The organism is Actinosynnema pretiosum (assembly GCF_024171695.1).
In the GTDB taxonomy this organism is placed as follows: Bacteria; Actinomycetota; Actinomycetes; order Mycobacteriales; family Pseudonocardiaceae; genus Actinosynnema; species Actinosynnema pretiosum.
Genome location: NZ_JAMTCF010000005.1, coordinates 73,835 through 89,053 on the forward strand (window position 1 = coordinate 73,835; position 15,219 = coordinate 89,053).

General features: G+C 75.2%; 12 protein-coding genes. 5 read left to right on the forward strand and 7 right to left on the reverse strand.

The features are described 5' to 3' along the window. Window positions 1-134 precede the first annotated feature (134 nt). From LV78_RS11620 to LV78_RS11635, 4 genes are all read right to left on the reverse strand, one after another. Window positions 135-1,829, reverse strand: coding sequence for a glycoside hydrolase family 43 protein (locus LV78_RS11620; RefSeq protein WP_253844996.1), 1,695 nt, complete (start codon window positions 1,827-1,829; stop codon window positions 135-137). A gap of 164 nt (window positions 1,830-1,993) precedes the next feature. Beyond that, a complete protein-coding gene (locus LV78_RS11625) occupies window positions 1,994-2,719 on the reverse strand; it encodes a hypothetical protein (protein WP_253844997.1) in 726 nt (241 codons plus the stop codon). A gap of 13 nt (window positions 2,720-2,732) precedes the next feature. Then, window positions 2,733-6,149 (reverse strand): hypothetical protein, encoded by a 3,417-nt coding sequence (locus LV78_RS11630; RefSeq protein WP_253844998.1) that lies wholly within the window; start codon window positions 6,147-6,149, stop codon window positions 2,733-2,735. Between the two features lie 244 nt (window positions 6,150-6,393). Then, window positions 6,394-7,683 carry a condensation domain-containing protein gene (locus LV78_RS11635; protein WP_253844999.1) on the reverse strand — a complete coding sequence of 430 codons (1,290 nt, stop codon included), beginning with the start codon at window positions 7,681-7,683 and terminating at the stop codon, window positions 6,394-6,396. A 278-nt stretch (window positions 7,684-7,961) separates the two neighbouring features. On the opposite strand from LV78_RS11635, the gene LV78_RS11640 reads away from it, so the two are divergent. From LV78_RS11640 to LV78_RS11660, 5 genes are read left to right on the forward strand one after another with little or no spacing between them, the layout of a single operon-like run. Beyond that, window positions 7,962-9,137 (forward strand): radical SAM protein, encoded by a 1,176-nt coding sequence (locus tag LV78_RS11640; RefSeq protein WP_253845000.1) that lies wholly within the window; start codon window positions 7,962-7,964, stop codon window positions 9,135-9,137. Between the two features lie 2 nt (window positions 9,138-9,139). Beyond that, window positions 9,140-9,436 carry an acyl carrier protein gene (locus LV78_RS11645; RefSeq protein WP_253845001.1) on the forward strand — a complete coding sequence of 99 codons (297 nt, stop codon included), beginning with the start codon at window positions 9,140-9,142 and terminating at the stop codon, window positions 9,434-9,436. Further along, window positions 9,433-10,692 (forward strand): ATP-grasp domain-containing protein, encoded by a 1,260-nt coding sequence (locus LV78_RS11650; protein WP_253845002.1) that lies wholly within the window; start codon window positions 9,433-9,435, stop codon window positions 10,690-10,692. Before LV78_RS11645 ends, LV78_RS11650 begins: the two co-directional genes overlap by 4 nt. Beyond that, complete coding sequence (locus tag LV78_RS11655; protein WP_253845003.1) at window positions 10,682-11,677, forward strand: Gfo/Idh/MocA family protein; 996 nt, start codon at window positions 10,682-10,684, stop codon at window positions 11,675-11,677. The genes LV78_RS11650 and LV78_RS11655 overlap by 11 nt, the downstream gene beginning before the upstream one ends. Beyond that, window positions 11,674-12,741 carry a hypothetical protein gene (locus LV78_RS11660; protein WP_253845004.1) on the forward strand — a complete coding sequence of 356 codons (1,068 nt, stop codon included), beginning with the start codon at window positions 11,674-11,676 and terminating at the stop codon, window positions 12,739-12,741. The genes LV78_RS11655 and LV78_RS11660 overlap by 4 nt, the downstream gene beginning before the upstream one ends. A 31-nt stretch (window positions 12,742-12,772) precedes the next feature. Here LV78_RS11660 and LV78_RS11665 read toward each other — a convergent pair whose 3' ends face one another. The 3 genes from LV78_RS11665 to LV78_RS11675 all read right to left on the reverse strand — a co-directional run bounded on the left by LV78_RS11665 (window position 12,773) and on the right by LV78_RS11675 (window position 15,160). After that, window positions 12,773-13,774 (reverse strand): phosphotransferase family protein, encoded by a 1,002-nt coding sequence (locus LV78_RS11665; RefSeq protein WP_253845005.1) that lies wholly within the window; start codon window positions 13,772-13,774, stop codon window positions 12,773-12,775. A 35-nt stretch (window positions 13,775-13,809) separates the two neighbouring features. After that, window positions 13,810-14,532 (reverse strand): LuxR C-terminal-related transcriptional regulator, encoded by a 723-nt coding sequence (locus tag LV78_RS11670; protein ID WP_308208703.1) that lies wholly within the window; start codon window positions 14,530-14,532, stop codon window positions 13,810-13,812. A 235-nt stretch (window positions 14,533-14,767) separates the two neighbouring features. Then, window positions 14,768-15,160, reverse strand: a complete 393-nt coding sequence (locus tag LV78_RS11675) for a hypothetical protein (RefSeq protein ID WP_253845557.1) — start codon at window positions 15,158-15,160, stop codon at window positions 14,768-14,770. Window positions 15,161-15,219 lie beyond the last annotated feature (59 nt).

The following is a 15,219-nucleotide window of genomic DNA, read 5'->3' on the forward strand; positions in this document are numbered from 1 at the left end:
GCTGAGCACGACCACCTCGTGCCCCGCCCCGGCCAGCGCTCGGCTCAGGAAACCCCCGACGTTCCCGGCCCCACCGGGCAGCACGATCTTCATGACAGCCTCCCCGTCACGACGCTGCTCCCGGCGGCGGCCGGTCACGGCGTGACGGTGAACCCGCCGAACTCCGCGACGCCCGAACCCGCGCCCTCGGGCGCGGTGGCGAACAGGCCGATCGTCGCGCCGATCCAGCGGCCGGGGGTGGCCGGGAACGGCTCGCCGAGCGGCGTCCAGCCGTCCAGGTCGGCCAGGAACCGGCACGACGCGCCCGCGCCCACCTCCACGCGCAGCCGCACCGGGCCCCGGTGGCGCGGCGGGACCGGCGTCGGCGCGACCGCGTCCACCTCGGCCGCGCCGACCCCGGCGGTGCGGTGGACCAGGACGAGCCGGTCGCCGTCGTGCCGCAGCCCGACCCACGCGTAGGTGTCGCCCAGCACCACCAGGCCCGCCCTGGCGTCGGGCGCGGTGGTGGACAGGGTCAGCGAGGTGGTCGCGGTGAACACCTCGGCGGGGAAGCGCTGGCCCAGCACGTTCGGCAGCAGCCGCAGGTCCGAGGTGTCCGGGCTGGGCGCGCAGGCCAGGGTGAGGCCGCGTCCGCGCAGCGACCACCAGCGGCGGTCGGCGTTGGCCTGCCACACCCACTGCGCGCCCAGCGCGGGACCGGCGAAGTCGTCGCCGGTGGGCGGCGCGGTGATCCGCGACGGCGCGACGCGCGGCTTGGCGTGCACCGCCACCGGGCTGCCCAGCCCCGCGCCGTCGTCGACGCCCATCACCGGCCACCCGTCGTCGCGCCAGCGCAGCGGCTGCAGGTGCACCACCCGGCCGTAGGCCTCCCGGTCCTGGAAGTGCAGGAACCAGTCCTCGCCCGTCGCGGTGGACACCCACGCGCCCTGGTGCGGGCCGTTGACGTCGGTGTCCCCCTGCGCCAGCACGATCCGGTCCTCGTACGGGCCGTGGATCGAGCGGGAGCGGAACGCGGACTGCCAGCCCTGCTTGACCCCGCCGGCGGGCGCGAAGATCCAGTACCAGCCGTCGCGCTTGTACAGCTTCGGGCCCTCCAGGGTGGTGTAGCCGGGCAGCAGGTTCCCGTCGACCACCACCTGGCCCTCGTCCAGCAGCGACTTCCCGTCCGGGCTCATCCGGTGCAGGGTGAGCAGGTTGTTGATGCCCGCGCGGCTCTTGGCCCAGGCGTGCACCAGGTAGGCCTGGCCGTCGTCGTCCCACAGCGGGCACGGGTCGATCAGGCCGCGACCGGGCTTGAGGGCGTGCGGTCTCGTCCACGGCCCGCGCGGGTCGGTGGCGGTGGTGACGAAGATCCCGTGGTCCGGATCGGGGTAGAAGATCCAGAACCTGCCGTCGTGGTGGCGCAGCGCGGGCGCCCACACCCCGCCGCCGCGCTGGGGCCTCGCGAAGTGGTCGAGGGGTTCCAGCTCGGTCAGCGCGTGGCCGATCAGGGACCAGTTGACGAGGTCGGTGGAGCGCAGGACCGGCAGGCCGGGGATGCGGTTGAAGGTCGAGGCGACCAGGTAGAAGTGCTCGCCGACGCGGACGGCGTCGGGATCGGACCAGTCGGCGAAGAGCACGGGGTTGCGGTAGCGCCCGTCACCGAGGTCGGCGACCCAGGGCAGCCGCCCGCGATGGGGCGGGGCCTGGTCGATCGGGGGGTTCGGCGCGCCCGCAGGGGGTGGGGCGCCCTCGGCGGCGGCCGGTGCTCCTCCCAGCCCGAACACCGAGGCTCCGGCCACCAGACCGAGTCCCGCCTGCAACGCCCGCCTGCGGCTGTGCTCGCTCACTGCTCCTCCACGTCAGGGGCGACACGGCGGCGGTGTGGGTACGGTAAGCGCTTTCCGGCGGGATGGCCAGGTGTCGTCGGGCGCGCACTGCGGGCGTGGTGGTGGCAGGCCCGACCGCGTCCGGGCCCCGACCCGGCTGCCACCGGGGCGAAGCCCTCAGCCCGTCACCCCGCCCCCGCCTCCCGGACCCGCCGCTCCACCGAATCCCGCACCGCCGCCGCGATCCTGGCCTCCGCCGCCGCCCGCTCCGCCGCGCGCCCGTGCTCCAGCAGCGGCCCGATCACCCGCTCCAGCCCCTCCACCACCGCGTCCACCCGACGGCCCGAGGCGGCGTCGGGGCGCTCCGCCCACTCCGCGAACACCCGCAGCCCCGACACCAGCCGGTCCCGCTGCTCCTGGGTCAGTCCCTCGGCCGCACGGCTGACGGTGTCCGGGGCGGGGTCCGCCGCCCACTCCGCCAGCCGCGCGGACGCCTCCGCCCGCGCCCGGCCGCCCGCCTCGGTGTCCCGGTCCGCGCCCGCCAGGTCGGCGAGCGCGCGCAGCACCTCCACCGCCCGGCCCAGGTCGTGCGGCGCGTCCTCGCCGCGCTCCGCCGCGGCCAGCGCGCGCAGCTCCGCCAGCATCGCCCGCCGCGAGCAGGTGAACCGGTCGCCGACCAGCGCGACCTCCACCTCGTCGTGGTCGACCACGTCGATCCCGTACTCCTCGACCCCGGCGCCGCCGCCGGTCTCCAGCGCCCCGATCAGCCCGTCCACCGTCCCTGGGGTGAGCCACCGGCGGCCGATCGCCTCGACGACCACGTGCCAGCAGGCGAACACGCCGGGGTCGGCGATCGTGGCGTAGCGCTGTTCCGCCAGCGCGCGGAACCGGTCCGTGTCCTCGCGTCCCAACTTCCCTCTCCCGTCAGTCGCCCGCGTCGTAGTCCGGCGGGGTGAACACCCCGCCCGGCACGGACACCTGCGAGCCGGGCACCGGGGAGACCCTGGCGTTCGCGACGTCCGTCGCCGGGTAGGCGGTCTTGATCTCCAGCCCGCCCGGCCCCTGCGCGTAGTAGCCCTCGACCCTGATCGGGTGGCCGTCCGGTGTGACGACGACGGCGCTGAAACTACCGTTCATCGGCGACCCGTTGGCGTTCGTTCCCGGCGCGGTGTGGCTGGTCTGCGGCGCGCCCGCCCGCGCCCGCTCCAGCGCGACCGCCGCCAGCTTCGCGATCTCCGCCTCGCCCATGCTCTCCGGGAACAGCGACTTCATCCGCACCCGCACCTGCACCCCACCGGGCGCGGTCGCGTCGGGAATGGTGTTGCCGGAGCTGTTCAGCGCGGGCCTGGAGAACTTCTCCACCGCGACCCCGGTCACCGGGTCGACGTCCACCGAGGTGCTGGTGATGCCCTCCCGCGCGGCCCGAGCCCTGATCGCGGTGGCGTTGTGCCCGCCGCCCTGCATGTCCCAGGTGTTGCGGTACGGGCTGCTCGGGGAGGCGGTGTCGCCGACGTTGACGTGCTGGTGGTCCACGGTGACGGGCCCGCGCGGCCCGCTCCTGCTCGTGGTGTGCCCGCTCAGCCCGGTGGTCGCCTCGAACGCCGCCCCGTACGACCTGCTGGTCGCGTTGTGCTGGAACCCCTGGACCCTCGGGTGCGCCGTCACGCCGTTGACCAGGGCCGACATCAGCAGCCCGGTGGCGAAGGCCTCCCAGGTCAGGTTCCCGGTGGCCGCGTTGATCCCGGTGTCGACGACCGCGTCCACGGCCACCTGCGCCCCGTAGCGCGCCAGCGCCGACATGCCCTGGAGCGGCCCGGCGAGCAGCCCGGACGCCGCGCCGCCCAGCGCCCCGCCGAGCGCGCCGACGGCGATGGCCGTGCCGATCCCGGTCATCAGGTCGCGCCCGGCGAACGCGTTGTCCACCACGGTCGTCGCCGCGCTGGTGCCCGCGCCGACCAGCGCCCCGCCGACCACCATGCCGATCAACCCCGCCGCGCCCGCGCTCGCGCCGAGCGCCGCGGCGGCACCGGTCACCGCGCCGATCACCAACGGGCCGAGCACGACCGCGGCCAGCAGCACGACCGCGATGACGACGACCCACTTGAGGACCGACTTCCAGCGCGGCTGGACCTGCTCGCGCGCCTTGGCCGCCTCGGTGGTGATGGCGCCCGGCAGGTCCTTGACGACGGACGCGGTCAGCCCGTCCCGCACCGCCTCGACCTGCCGCGCCGCCCCGTCGGACACGGTCGCCGCCAGGGTGTCGAACCCGGTCGCCATCCCGCCCAGCACGGCGGTGACGGCGGTGTCGTGGCCGGTCAGGGCGCTGTCCACGGCCCGCCGGTGCCCCGAGGCCAGCTCGCCGAACCCCTCGGCGCCCCGCTCCCGCGCGGTCGACAGCGCCTGCCCCGCGCCCGCGCCGGTCCGCCGCGCCGCCGCCGTGGCCGCGTCACCCGTTCGCTCGATCGTGTCGGTCGCTGCGGTGGCGTGCGCGCTGAGCCCCTGCCCGACCTGGTCGGCCCGCTCGCGCAGGTCCGCCACGAGCAGGGTGAACCGGTCGTCGAGCTGCCCGCCCGCGTCCCGCAGCGCCCCCGCCAGCGAGTCGGGGTCGGGCACGCCCGCCGCGCCGAGCCGCTCGACCAGCGCCGCCACCCCCGAGTCGGTGTCGGCGACGGCGTGCTCCACCGTCCGGTCGAGCGCCGCGACCGCCGACTCGGCCGACCGCGCCACCGCCTGCCGCTGCCGCTGCGCCTGGGACCTGATCGCCGCCACCTGCGCGCTCTCGTGCCGCGCCAGGGCGGCCTCGGCGGTGCGCAGCGTCTCGCCGATCGCGTCCAGCACCGACGCCTTGGCCGCCCGCGCGCCTGCCGAGGACTGCGCCTCGGTGCCCGCGAGGCCGTCCACGGCCTGCCCGGCGACCACGCCGAGGCTGTCCCTGGTGTCGCCCGCGAGCTTCCTGACCACGGCCTCGTCGGTCGACCGCCGCCCGCGCAGCGCCTCGACCTGCTTGACCGCCTCCTGGGTCAGCCCGTCGCGGTAGGCGGCCCCGACCTTCTCGGCGGCCTCGGCCTGCGCGTCGCACCGGTTGTCGGTGAGGTGCCCGTCGAGGAGGCTGTCCTCCCGGTCGATCCGCCCCGCCCGGTACTGGGCGGCCCGCGCGGCGGCCTGCTCGACCGCGAGCACGCCCGCGTCGTGCCCGACCGCCCTGAACTGGCCCTCCACCCGCGCGTACAGGCCGCCGAGCCTGGTCAGCTGCGCCGACTCGGCGATCCCGGTCCGGCCGGCCGCAGCGGTCGACGCGCCCCTGATCCGCGCCCTGCCGTCCTCGGTGGCCGCCCGGATCGCGGCCAGGCTCGCCGCGTGGTCGCCCTCGACCTGCGCCCGAGCCCGCTCCGCGCCCGCGCGCAGCTGGGCGCGGACCTCCCGCACCGCCGCCCGCACGGCGTCGACCCGGTCGTTCGCGGCCCGCTCGATCCCGACCCCCGCCGTCGCGCCCGACGCCGTCACCCGCTCCGCCAGCTCAGCCCTGAGCGCGGTCACCTCGGCGCTCCTGGCCCGCCGCGCGGCCACGAACGCGTCGACGGACGCGGTCGCCGAGACCCGGTCGGCGGCCAGCTCGTCCCCGATCCCGACCGCGACCTCCGCCCGGCGCTCCGGCCGGAAACCGGGACCGGCCTCCGGCAGGAGGGCGTCCACGTCGGTGTCGGCGAACGCCACCCGTGGGAGCACGGTCGGGGGCTGGTGCGGTGCGACCCGAGGTGGGGGCGGGCTCTCGACGGTGACCGGGGCCTGCGGCGCCTCGGTGTCCAGGTGGGCGTCCCGCAGCTCCCGCAGCGGGTTCTCGCCGGGCCGCGCGACGGGCGCGGGCGTCCGGACCTCGGCCAACCGCGCGCCGCGCTCGACCACCGCCGCCCCGGTGGGGCCTGCGGCTCCCGGCGCTTCGACCGGGGACGTCTCGGCGACGGGGGTTCCGGCTCGGGGCGCGTCGGCCCCGGACGTCTCGGGCGTCGACCCGGCGGTCCCACCTGAGGGCGGGGCAGCCGCGACGGGCCCCATCTCCGCGCCCTCGCGCGAGCTCCCCGCTCTGTCGGACGCCACGTCCGACGCCACCTCCGGCAGCGGACCAGCGGCGTCACCGGGCCGCGCGACCACCCCGCCCGGTCCTGCGGTCGAGCCCGCCAGCAGCCGGGAGAGCGCCCGGTTGCCCGCCGTCCCCTGGAGCCGCTGCACCGCTCCCGCGCCCAGCGGCGCGGGCCCACCGGGCTCCCGCTGCCCGCCCGCGAAGCCCGCCCCGCCCGCGCGGGCCCGGTCGTCACCCTCTGCCTCACGCTCGGAGGCGCGCATCGTCCTGGTCCACCCTCCGGGTCGATCGGGTCGTCCGACCAGTGTGGACCGGCGGGTGGGCGATCTCCCCGCCCCGGAGGGCGGCCACGGGGGCAGCATCGCGGGGCCGCTCAGCCGACCCGCGTCCGCACCCCGCTACCAGCCGAGCCCGGTGACCAGCCGAGCCCGGTGACCGGGAAGGCCGCGAGCGGATCGACCCGGAGCACAGGCGCGGCGCGCACCGCGTCGGCCATCAGCCGCCCGATCAGGCGACCGGCGTCGCCAGCGGTTCGCGCAGCCCGGCCGCGAAGTCCGCGAACAGGGCGCGCACCAGGTCCTCGGCCAGGTCCCGCCGGTCGTAGGTGACGGTTGCGTGCAGCGAGCCCGACGACCTCCGGTGCAGGCGGAACATCAGGCCCACGTCACCGGTCGGGCCCGCTTCCGTCTTCGCCAGCACGCGCGCCGTCGCCGGGCCGTACGCGAACTCGTCCTCCAGACCCGAGTACGGCAGGTACTGGAACACGCACAGGCCCACCGGTTCGGTCTCCACCGCGCGGATCACGTCCGGGTGCAGGCGCAGGACGTCGAAGCCGGGGACGTGGGCGCGGGCGTGCGCGGCCATGACCGCGTCGCGCACCACCGGGGTCAGGCTCGACCAGGTCGCGCCCTCCGGCACCCGTACGCGCAGCACCGACGGGTGCAGGAACGGGCCGATCAGGGTGCGGACGTCCGGGTGGGCGCGCTGCTCGAACACGGTGTTCACCAGGACGTCCCGCGTGGTCGAGCGGTCCGCCGCGGCCAGGCAGAACGCGGTGAACAGGCTGGCGAACAGCGTCGTCCGGCTGCGCAGCGACCACTTCTCCAGCGCGGCGGTCTCCCGCGCGTCCAGCACCTCCAGGCGCAGGACGCCGGACCTGGGCGGGGTGGACCAGTCCCTGGTGGTGGCCAGGTCCAGCGGGCGGGCGCCGTCGACGACCTCGCGCCAGTGCTCGCGGTCCGCGTCCAGGGTGGGGGCGGTGATCTCCGCGCGCCGCGCCGAGTACGGGCCGTACTGGAGCGGCGGGGGCGGGAGGGGCGTGCCGGACAGGCGCGCGGTGTAGAGGGCGCCGAGCTCGGCCACCGCCAGCACCAGCGACGGGGGATCGGTGTGCAGGTGGTGGAACACCAGGCTGATCAGGTGGGTCCCGTCGTCCAGGGCCACCACCTGGCCGCGCACCAGGGGCGGGTGGTCGATCGGGACCGGCTCCCTGGTCCAAGCGTCCACAAAGGACTGGGCCTCGGACGCCTTCGCCACTGCCCGCTCCAGGTGCGCGGCGCGGTGCGGGTGGACCCGCTGGACCCACTGCGCGCCGTCCGGCTCCACCGTGGTGCGCAGGACGTCGTTGCGCGCCACCAGGTCGTCGTACGCCGCGTCCAGGAGGTCCACGTCCAGCCCGCCGGTGACCAGGACCGAGATGGCCATGGTCATGTGCGGGCCGGTCGAGCCGCTCGGGATCGTCGCGTCGTTGGTCATGATCGTGTGCTGGAACGGGGACGCGGGCCAGGTTCCGGGCATGGGCCATCCGTTCGTGGAAAAAGGGGGGCGGCGGCGGAAACGTACACACTCGGAGCGGTGCGGCAAATACTCCACAAGCCGCCGGAAGTGCTGCTGCGAACGGTCCACGCCGGGGTGCTGAGCTGCGGGAACCCTTGTCCCAGGCGTGAAAGGCAGTTCCGGAACTCTTGCTTATCGCAGGAAACGGCGGGCGTTTCCTTGCCAGGCCGACGCCCCGGCTGCTTCGCTGCCCGAGCGGGAATATTCCTCGCCAGAGGCCTGCGTCGTGAGGAGCTGCGGTGCACCCCAGAACGGCCCGAACGCTGAACCAGAAGGAGTTCCACGACCTCCGGCGCACGGTCGCGATCCGGGCCGAGACCCGGCGCAACGTCGAGGTCGACGCGACCTACGCGACGCCGCTGCCCAGGGAGGTCAGCCTCCAGCTGACCTACAAGTGCAACCTGCGGTGCAACCACTGCTACCAGTGGAACGACCAGGGGTTCTTCCACGACTTCAGCAAGGTCAAGCAGCGCACCGAGCTGGACCTGGACATCGTCGACGAAGTGCTGCGGATGACCGACGACACCCGCGCCAAGGTGTTCCTGTGGGGCGGGGAACCGCTGATGCACAGCAGGTTCGGGGAGGTCGCGCGGTTGCTGGCGCGCGTGCCCCGCACGGTCAACCTGTGCACCAACGCGCTGCTGATCAAGCGGAACCTGGACCACCTGCTCACCATCGGGCCGGGGCTCAACGTGCTGGTCAGCCTGGACGGCCTCGGGGCCGACCACGAGGCGCTGCGCGGCAAGGGGACCTTCCCGCGCACCATCGACAACGTGCGGCTGCTGCTGGACCTGCAGAAGAGCGGCGAGTACCAGGGAGAGGTCTCGCTGTCCTGCATGGTCAGCAACGAGACCGTGGGCTCCATGCGGCAGTTCATGGAGTGGGCCGAGGAGCTGGGGGTGAACTCGGTCTACTTCCAGTTCCCGTGGTTCATCAGCCCGGAAGTGGCCTCGGCGATGGACGACATGTACGCCGAGAACTTCGCCTGGCTCAACCCGCCCGCGCCGGGGACCACGCCCACCTGGCACTCGTACACCTACCGGATCGAGCCGGGGCTGATCGACACCCTGCGCCGGTCCATGGCGGAGCTCGCCGAGCGGACCTGGAACGTGCGCGTCCGCTACCAGCCGCAGCTGGAGCCGGACGAGGTCGAGGACTTCGTGCTGGGCACGTCCCGGCCCGCGCAGAAGCGCAACCGGTGCCTGGCGGTGTCGAACCGGCTGGAGGTGCACGCCGACGGCAAGGTCAGCTCGTGCAAGTTCTTCCCCGAGTTCGTGATCGGCGACCTGCACGAGAGCGGTGTCGCGCAGGTGTGGCAGGGCGAGGCGTTCCGCAGGGTCCGGTCGGTCCTGCGCGGCACCAGCCTGATGCCCGTGTGCTCCAAGTGCATCCTCCTCTACCTGAACGGGGTCTGACGGTGACCGGTGTCCACGTGAGCGGCGGTGCGCGGGTCGACGAAGGTGCGGTCGCGCGGCGGGTCCGGGAGGTGCTGGCCGGGGTCCTGGGGACGCCCGAGCTGGCGGACGGCATCACCGACGCGACGAACGTCGTGCACGACCTGGGGATCAACTCCATCCAGATGATCAACTTCCTGCTGGCGCTGGAGGACGAGTTCGACGTCGAGCTGGAGTTCGAGGAGCTCAGCTTCGAGCAGCTGGAGTCGCTGCCGGAGATCCGGCGGTTCGTCGTGGCCGCGATGCCGGACTCGCCGTGACCGGTGCGCGGGCGCTGCGGCTGGGCACGTTCGACGTCGAGCGGCGCTGGCGGCCGGACCGGCTCGCCGTGCTGCCGGAGATCGTCGACCGGGGCGCGGACGTGGTCACCTCGGCGATGGACGAGCTGCTCGCGGTCGCCTGCGAGCCGGGGGACGTGCTGGTCACCGGGGCGCCCCCGGCCGCCGGGTGGGGCGAGGTCCTGGCGGGCGCGGGCGTCGGGTTCGAGCACCGGGTCGCACCGGCCGGGGTGGGCGGGAGCGTCGAGGAGCGGCTGCTGGCGCGCCCGCTCGCCGACCTCGGCGGGCTCGGGTTCGAGCCCTACGCCGTGCTGCCCGAGAGCGCCGGAGTCGTTGGCGCGCTGGGGCTCCAGGCCGCGCTGCCGGACTGGCGGGTGGTCCGGGCGGTCTCGTCCAAGTCCTGGTCCAACGCGCTGGTGCGCGACCTCGGGCTCGCGGGCGCCGGGGTGGTGGTCGACTCGGTGGCCGGGGTCGAGGCGGAGGTCGCGGCGCTGCGGGGCGCGCCCGCCCTGCTCAAGGACCCCTTCGGGGTGTCCGGGCGCGGGGTGCTGGCGGTCACCTCGCCGCTCGTGCTGCGCTCGGTGGTCCGGGTGCTGGGCAAGCAGGTCCGGCGCGGGCTGGACGTGGAAGTGCTGGTGCAGCGGCGGTTCGACCCGGTGGCGGACTTCTCCGCGCAGTTCGTGGTGCGACCGGGCGGGGAGGTGGACTGGCTGGGCGTGCGGCTGACCGAGAACACCGGCTTCGCCTACGCCGGGTCCCGGCCCGCGCCGCCGGGGCTGGCGGAGCGGTTGGCCGCGTCGGGGTACCGGGACGTCATGGCCGACGTGGGCGCGGCGCTGGCCGACGCGGGGTACCTCGGGCCGGTGTGCGTGGACTCGATGCTGCTGCGCGACGGGACCGCGGTCCCGGTGCTGGAGATCAACCCCCGGATGTCCATGGGGTTGATCAGCGTGCTGGCCGGGCGGCGGCTCGCCGCCGATCCGGACCGGGTGCGGTTGGTGGTGCGGCCCTCGCGCGGCGGCTGCGGGTTCGACCGGCTGGTGGGGTTGCTGCGCGCGGAGGGGATTCTGCTGCGGGCCGGTGGGATCGGGGTGCTGCCGCTGTCCTCCGGCGCGCTGGCCTCCTCCAGGGGGCGGCTGTACTGCGCGGTGGTGGCCCGCGACGAGGCCGGGCACCGGGCGCTCGACGCCGCGCTGGACGCGGTCCTGGCGGCCTGGCGGGTGAGCCGTGCCTCGTGAGCTGGGGCTGATCGGAGCCACGGGGATCGCGGTGCGGGCCGTGCTCGACCCGGCGCGGCGGCGGGAGGACGTACGGGTCGCGGCGGTCGCGGCGTCCACGCCCGAGCGCGCCGAGGCGTTCCGCGCCGAGCACGGGCTGCCGGTCGCGCACGCCGGGTACCGGGATCTGGTGCGGGACGAGGGGATCGACACCGTCTACGTGTCGCTGCACAACAGCGCGCACGCGCACTGGGCGGCAGAGGCGGCCAGGGCGGGCAAGCACGTGGTCGTGGAGAAACCGCTGTGCCTGGGCCGCCGCGAGGCGCACGCGCTGCGCCGGGCCGCAGGGGACGCGGGGGTGCACGTGGTGGAGGCGGTCATGACCGCCGGGCACCCGTGGCAGGCCGCCGTGCGCGAGCTGGTCGCCTCGCGGGAGCTGGGGGAGCTGAGCGGGATCTCCTCGCGCATCGCGTTCGACCTGCCGCCGGGCGCCGGGTACCGGTTCCGGCCCGAGCTGGGCGGCGGCGCGTTCCACGACACCGCCTCCTACTGGCTCGACGCCGTGCAGGCCGTGGTCGGGCTGGACGGCGCGACCGTCTCCGGGCACTCGGAGTTCTCCGGGCCCAACGGGGTCGACCTGGAGTTCGACGCGGTGCTGCGGCTGCCATCGGGGGTGCGGGCGGAGCTGCGGGCCTCGCTGGTGGGGCCGTACCGGGCCGACCACGAGTTCCGGTTCACCGGCGGGAGGGTCCGGCTGCGCAACTTCCTGCGCCCGGCCGCCGGGCCGTTCCCGGTGAACCTGGTCCTCCAGCGGGACGGGGGAGCGCGCGAGGTGCGGTCGTTCCCGGCGGTCTCGTACTACGACGCGCAGTTCGACCGGATCATGGCGCTGCTGAACGGGCCCGCGCGCGCGGACGACGCGGTGGTCGAGCGGATCGCGGTGCTGGAGAGCGCTTACCTGAACGCGCTGGAGCGGTGCGCCCGTGCGGGGAGGGGTGGGGTGTGACCATCGCCGTGCTGACGTCCGGGGTCGCGCTGGGCGTGCACGTCCCAGGGCTGCTGCTGGCCCGCAGGCTCGCCGAGGTCGGGGTGGCGGCGCGGGTGGACGTGCTGGAGAACCACCTGCCGGAGCGGCAGCGCGAGCTGATCCCGGCGTCGAAGCTGGCGTTCCACCGGGACTTCCGGGTCGCGCTCGCCGGTCAGCGGTTGGCCGCGCGCAACACCACCGAGCCCGACCCGGAGCTGGTGGCCGGGCTGCTGGTGGAGTGGGAGCGGGACGGGGTCGAGCTGCTGGTGGTGCTGTCGGGGTTCTGGTTGCCGACCGCCCACCGGTACGCCCTGGCGCACCACGGGGTCCGGGTGCGCTCGTGCCACGTCGACTCGGTCGCCTCGCCCTCGTTCACCTCGGCCTCGGGCGCGGGGCGGGGGAGCTGGGCCGAGCACGAGGACGTGTGGCTGCTGGAGCGGGCCGGGAGCGCGGTGGCGCGGACGATCCCGGTCAGCCGGGAGGAACCGGCGCCGTGGCGGGAGCGGGACGGGCGGGTGCTCGCGCACGGCGGCGGGTGGGGCATGGGCACCTACCGGACCGGGGCCGCCGAGCTGGGCGCGGCCGGGTTCGCGCTGGACGTGGTGGCCTACGAGCGGTCCGAGGTGCCCGAGGAGCAGGGGCGCGACCGGTACTTCATGATCGACCCGGACTGGCACCCGTGGCACGACACCGGGTTCCCGCCGTTCGGGCGGGTCGTGGACGGCGAGGTGGCGTACCGGCGGCGCGCGGAGCACCACGACGGGTTCGACCTGACCCGGCGGGCGATCGCGGTGGTGAGCAAGCCCGGCGGTGGCACGCTGATGGACTCGCTGTCGGCGGCGACGCCGGTGCTGCTGCTGGAGCCGTTCGGCGCGCACGAGGCGCGCAACGCGGAGCTGTGGCGCGGGCTGGGGTTCGGGATCGGGTACCGGGAGTGGGTGGACGGCGGGAGCCAGGTCGCGGTGCTGGAATCCTTGCACCGCAACCTGATCGCCGCACGCGGGCGTGTCCTGTCCTATCCGGACGAACTCGCCGGGCACTGACTCCAGGCGCCTCGGCTCGGGTCGCTGCCGCTCAGGGCGCCGCGCGGCGCAGGGCCTTGCGGTAGCGCGAGCGGAAGAGCGCTTGCGCGGCAGCGGACTTCACGCCCTTGTGGCCCCTGGGCACCGCCTCCACGATCATGATCAGGTACAGGTACGCCTGGTACAGCGCGATCCGGCGGCGGCTCGACGCGGTCAGCTCGGCCGGGCCGCCCGCCTCGCGGTAGCCGTCCAGCAGCGGGTCGTCGTCGGCCAACTCGCCCAGCAGGGCCAGCGACACGAAGTCCGCGCACGGGTCGCCCCAGAACGCGCGCTCCAGGTCGATCAGGCCGGACAGGCGCCGCTCGCCCGCGTCCCCGGCGAGCATGACGTTGCCGTTCCACAGGTCGAAGTGCACCAGCACGGGCTCGGCGACCTCGTCCAGCAGGGCGCGGTCGGCCACCACCAGGTCGTGCAGCGCGGTGGGCCTGCCGGGCGGGGTGACGCCGAAGCGGCGGGCGTCCGCGAGCAGCGCGTCGACCATGGCGGTGAACGCCTCGGACCAGGTGTCGCCGTGCAGCCCGGTCGACCGCTCGGGGTAGCCGAAACCGCTGCCGCGCACCGCGTGCAGCCCGGCGACGGCCCGGCCCAGCTCGCGGCGCGACCGGGTCCGCTCGGCCCCGCTCAGCGTGCCGGACAGCCGCTGCCAGGTGTCGCCCTCGACCACCGAGGTGATCAGGAAGTCGCCGCCGACGCCCGCGCTGCCGTGCCCGGCGTGGTGCAGCGCGGGGACCGGGGCGGTGGCCGCGGCGGCGCTCAGGACCGCCGCCTCGGTGCGGGCGATGCGACGCTCGTAGGTCAGCAGCGGCAGGCCGTCCGGCGGCGCGGCTTTCAGGACGACCGGACCCGCCGGGTCGACGTCGAGCAGCCAGACGGCGTTGAACGTGCCGTCCGCCAGCTCCCTGGACGAGGTGATCGTGGCCTGCGGGCCGAACGCCTCGGTCACCGCCGCCCGCAGCTGGTCGTCGGACAGCGATCGCTTGGTGGTGCTCCGCACGTGTTCCTCCTCCGGTCCCCGGCGTCGCGCTCGTCTCACTTCACGAACGCGGGTTCCACCTTGGGGGGCCAGTTGGCCGGGCTCAGCACGCCGAGCGAGTAGGCGCGCGAGACCAGCGCGGTCCGGTTGGGGGCCTTGAGCTTGCGCAGCAGCGTGCCCAGGTGGTACTCGACGCCCTGGCGGGTCAGGAAGAGCGTGGTGGCGAGCTGGGCGGTGCTCTCGCCCGCGGCGACGCCCTCCAGGATGCGGGCGTGCACCTCGCTCAGCGGGGCCGCCGCGTCCCCGTGCGGTTCCGGGGAGCGGCGCAGCAGCACCAGCAGCGCCGATGCGGCCCTGCCGGGGCCGGGGACGGCGATCGCCGTCATGGCGGCGGGCGCGGTGCTGCCGTCCGGGCGCACGGCGGTGACCCGCTCGGCGAAGCGGCCCCGCCCGCCCGTCGCCAGGCCGGTCAGGCCGCGCTCCAGCGCGGGGCGCAGGGCCGGGTGGAGCAGGTCGGTGAAGTCGCGGCCCCGGATCTGGCTCAGCGGGCGGCCGAGCAGGTCGAGCAGGTCGGGGTTGGCCTCCACGACCCTCCCGCGCGGGTCGAGCCGGGCGATGCCCAGTCCGGAGCGCTCGAACACCGAGCGGTAGAGGGCGCCGTCGACCGGTTCGTGAGAGCGCTCTCCCGGATGGTCATGACACTGGCGCATCACTACCCCCAACCATCGAGAACGGCGGCGAGGCGACCTGCTTGCGGGACCGCGAGCGATAGCGATCATAGGAACCGCCGTCGTGCCGGGGCAATGCGCGCCCGCCCGACCGCGAACAACTCTGCGGCCTGCCGAACGCGGGGAGCGCGGGTGGTCCGGGGCGTCCGTTCGGGGCAGTTCGCGGCCGTCCGGGAGGCGGGGGTGTGATTCACGCCGGAATTCGATCCGGACGCGCGGGAGAATTCCGGAAAAAGGGGCGGTGGCGCCCGCCGCGCGCACCGGGCGGCGGGCGTCCGGCGCCGGGTCAGAACTGGTCGGCCGAGGTCAGCTCGTGCTCGAAGGCGTCGGCCCGCTCGACCAGCAGGCCCAGCGGCGTCGCGAACTCGGCCACCACGCCCTGCTCGCCGAGGACCACGGTGTGCTTGAGCAGCGCCACCCGGTCCACGACGCCCGCGCCGCCGACCGGGGCCGAGCCCGCCAGCTCCAGGAAGCGGGCCTGGTCGATCTGCTCGGCCCAGCCCACCGGGGAGGACAGCACCAACCAGGTCGAGCCGTCCTCCTGCGGCACGCGCTGCACGGAGACCTGCTGGGTGCGGGTGTCGGAGACCTCGACGCGGAAGCGCAGCCAGGTGTCGGACTCCTCCAGCACCTCGGACCGCGTTCGGACGTAGTTGATCACATCGGTCCAGGTGGTCACGCTCATCTGCCCTTCGCCATCAGGGGACAACAGGGGGCAGCATCTCACGTCGACCAGGG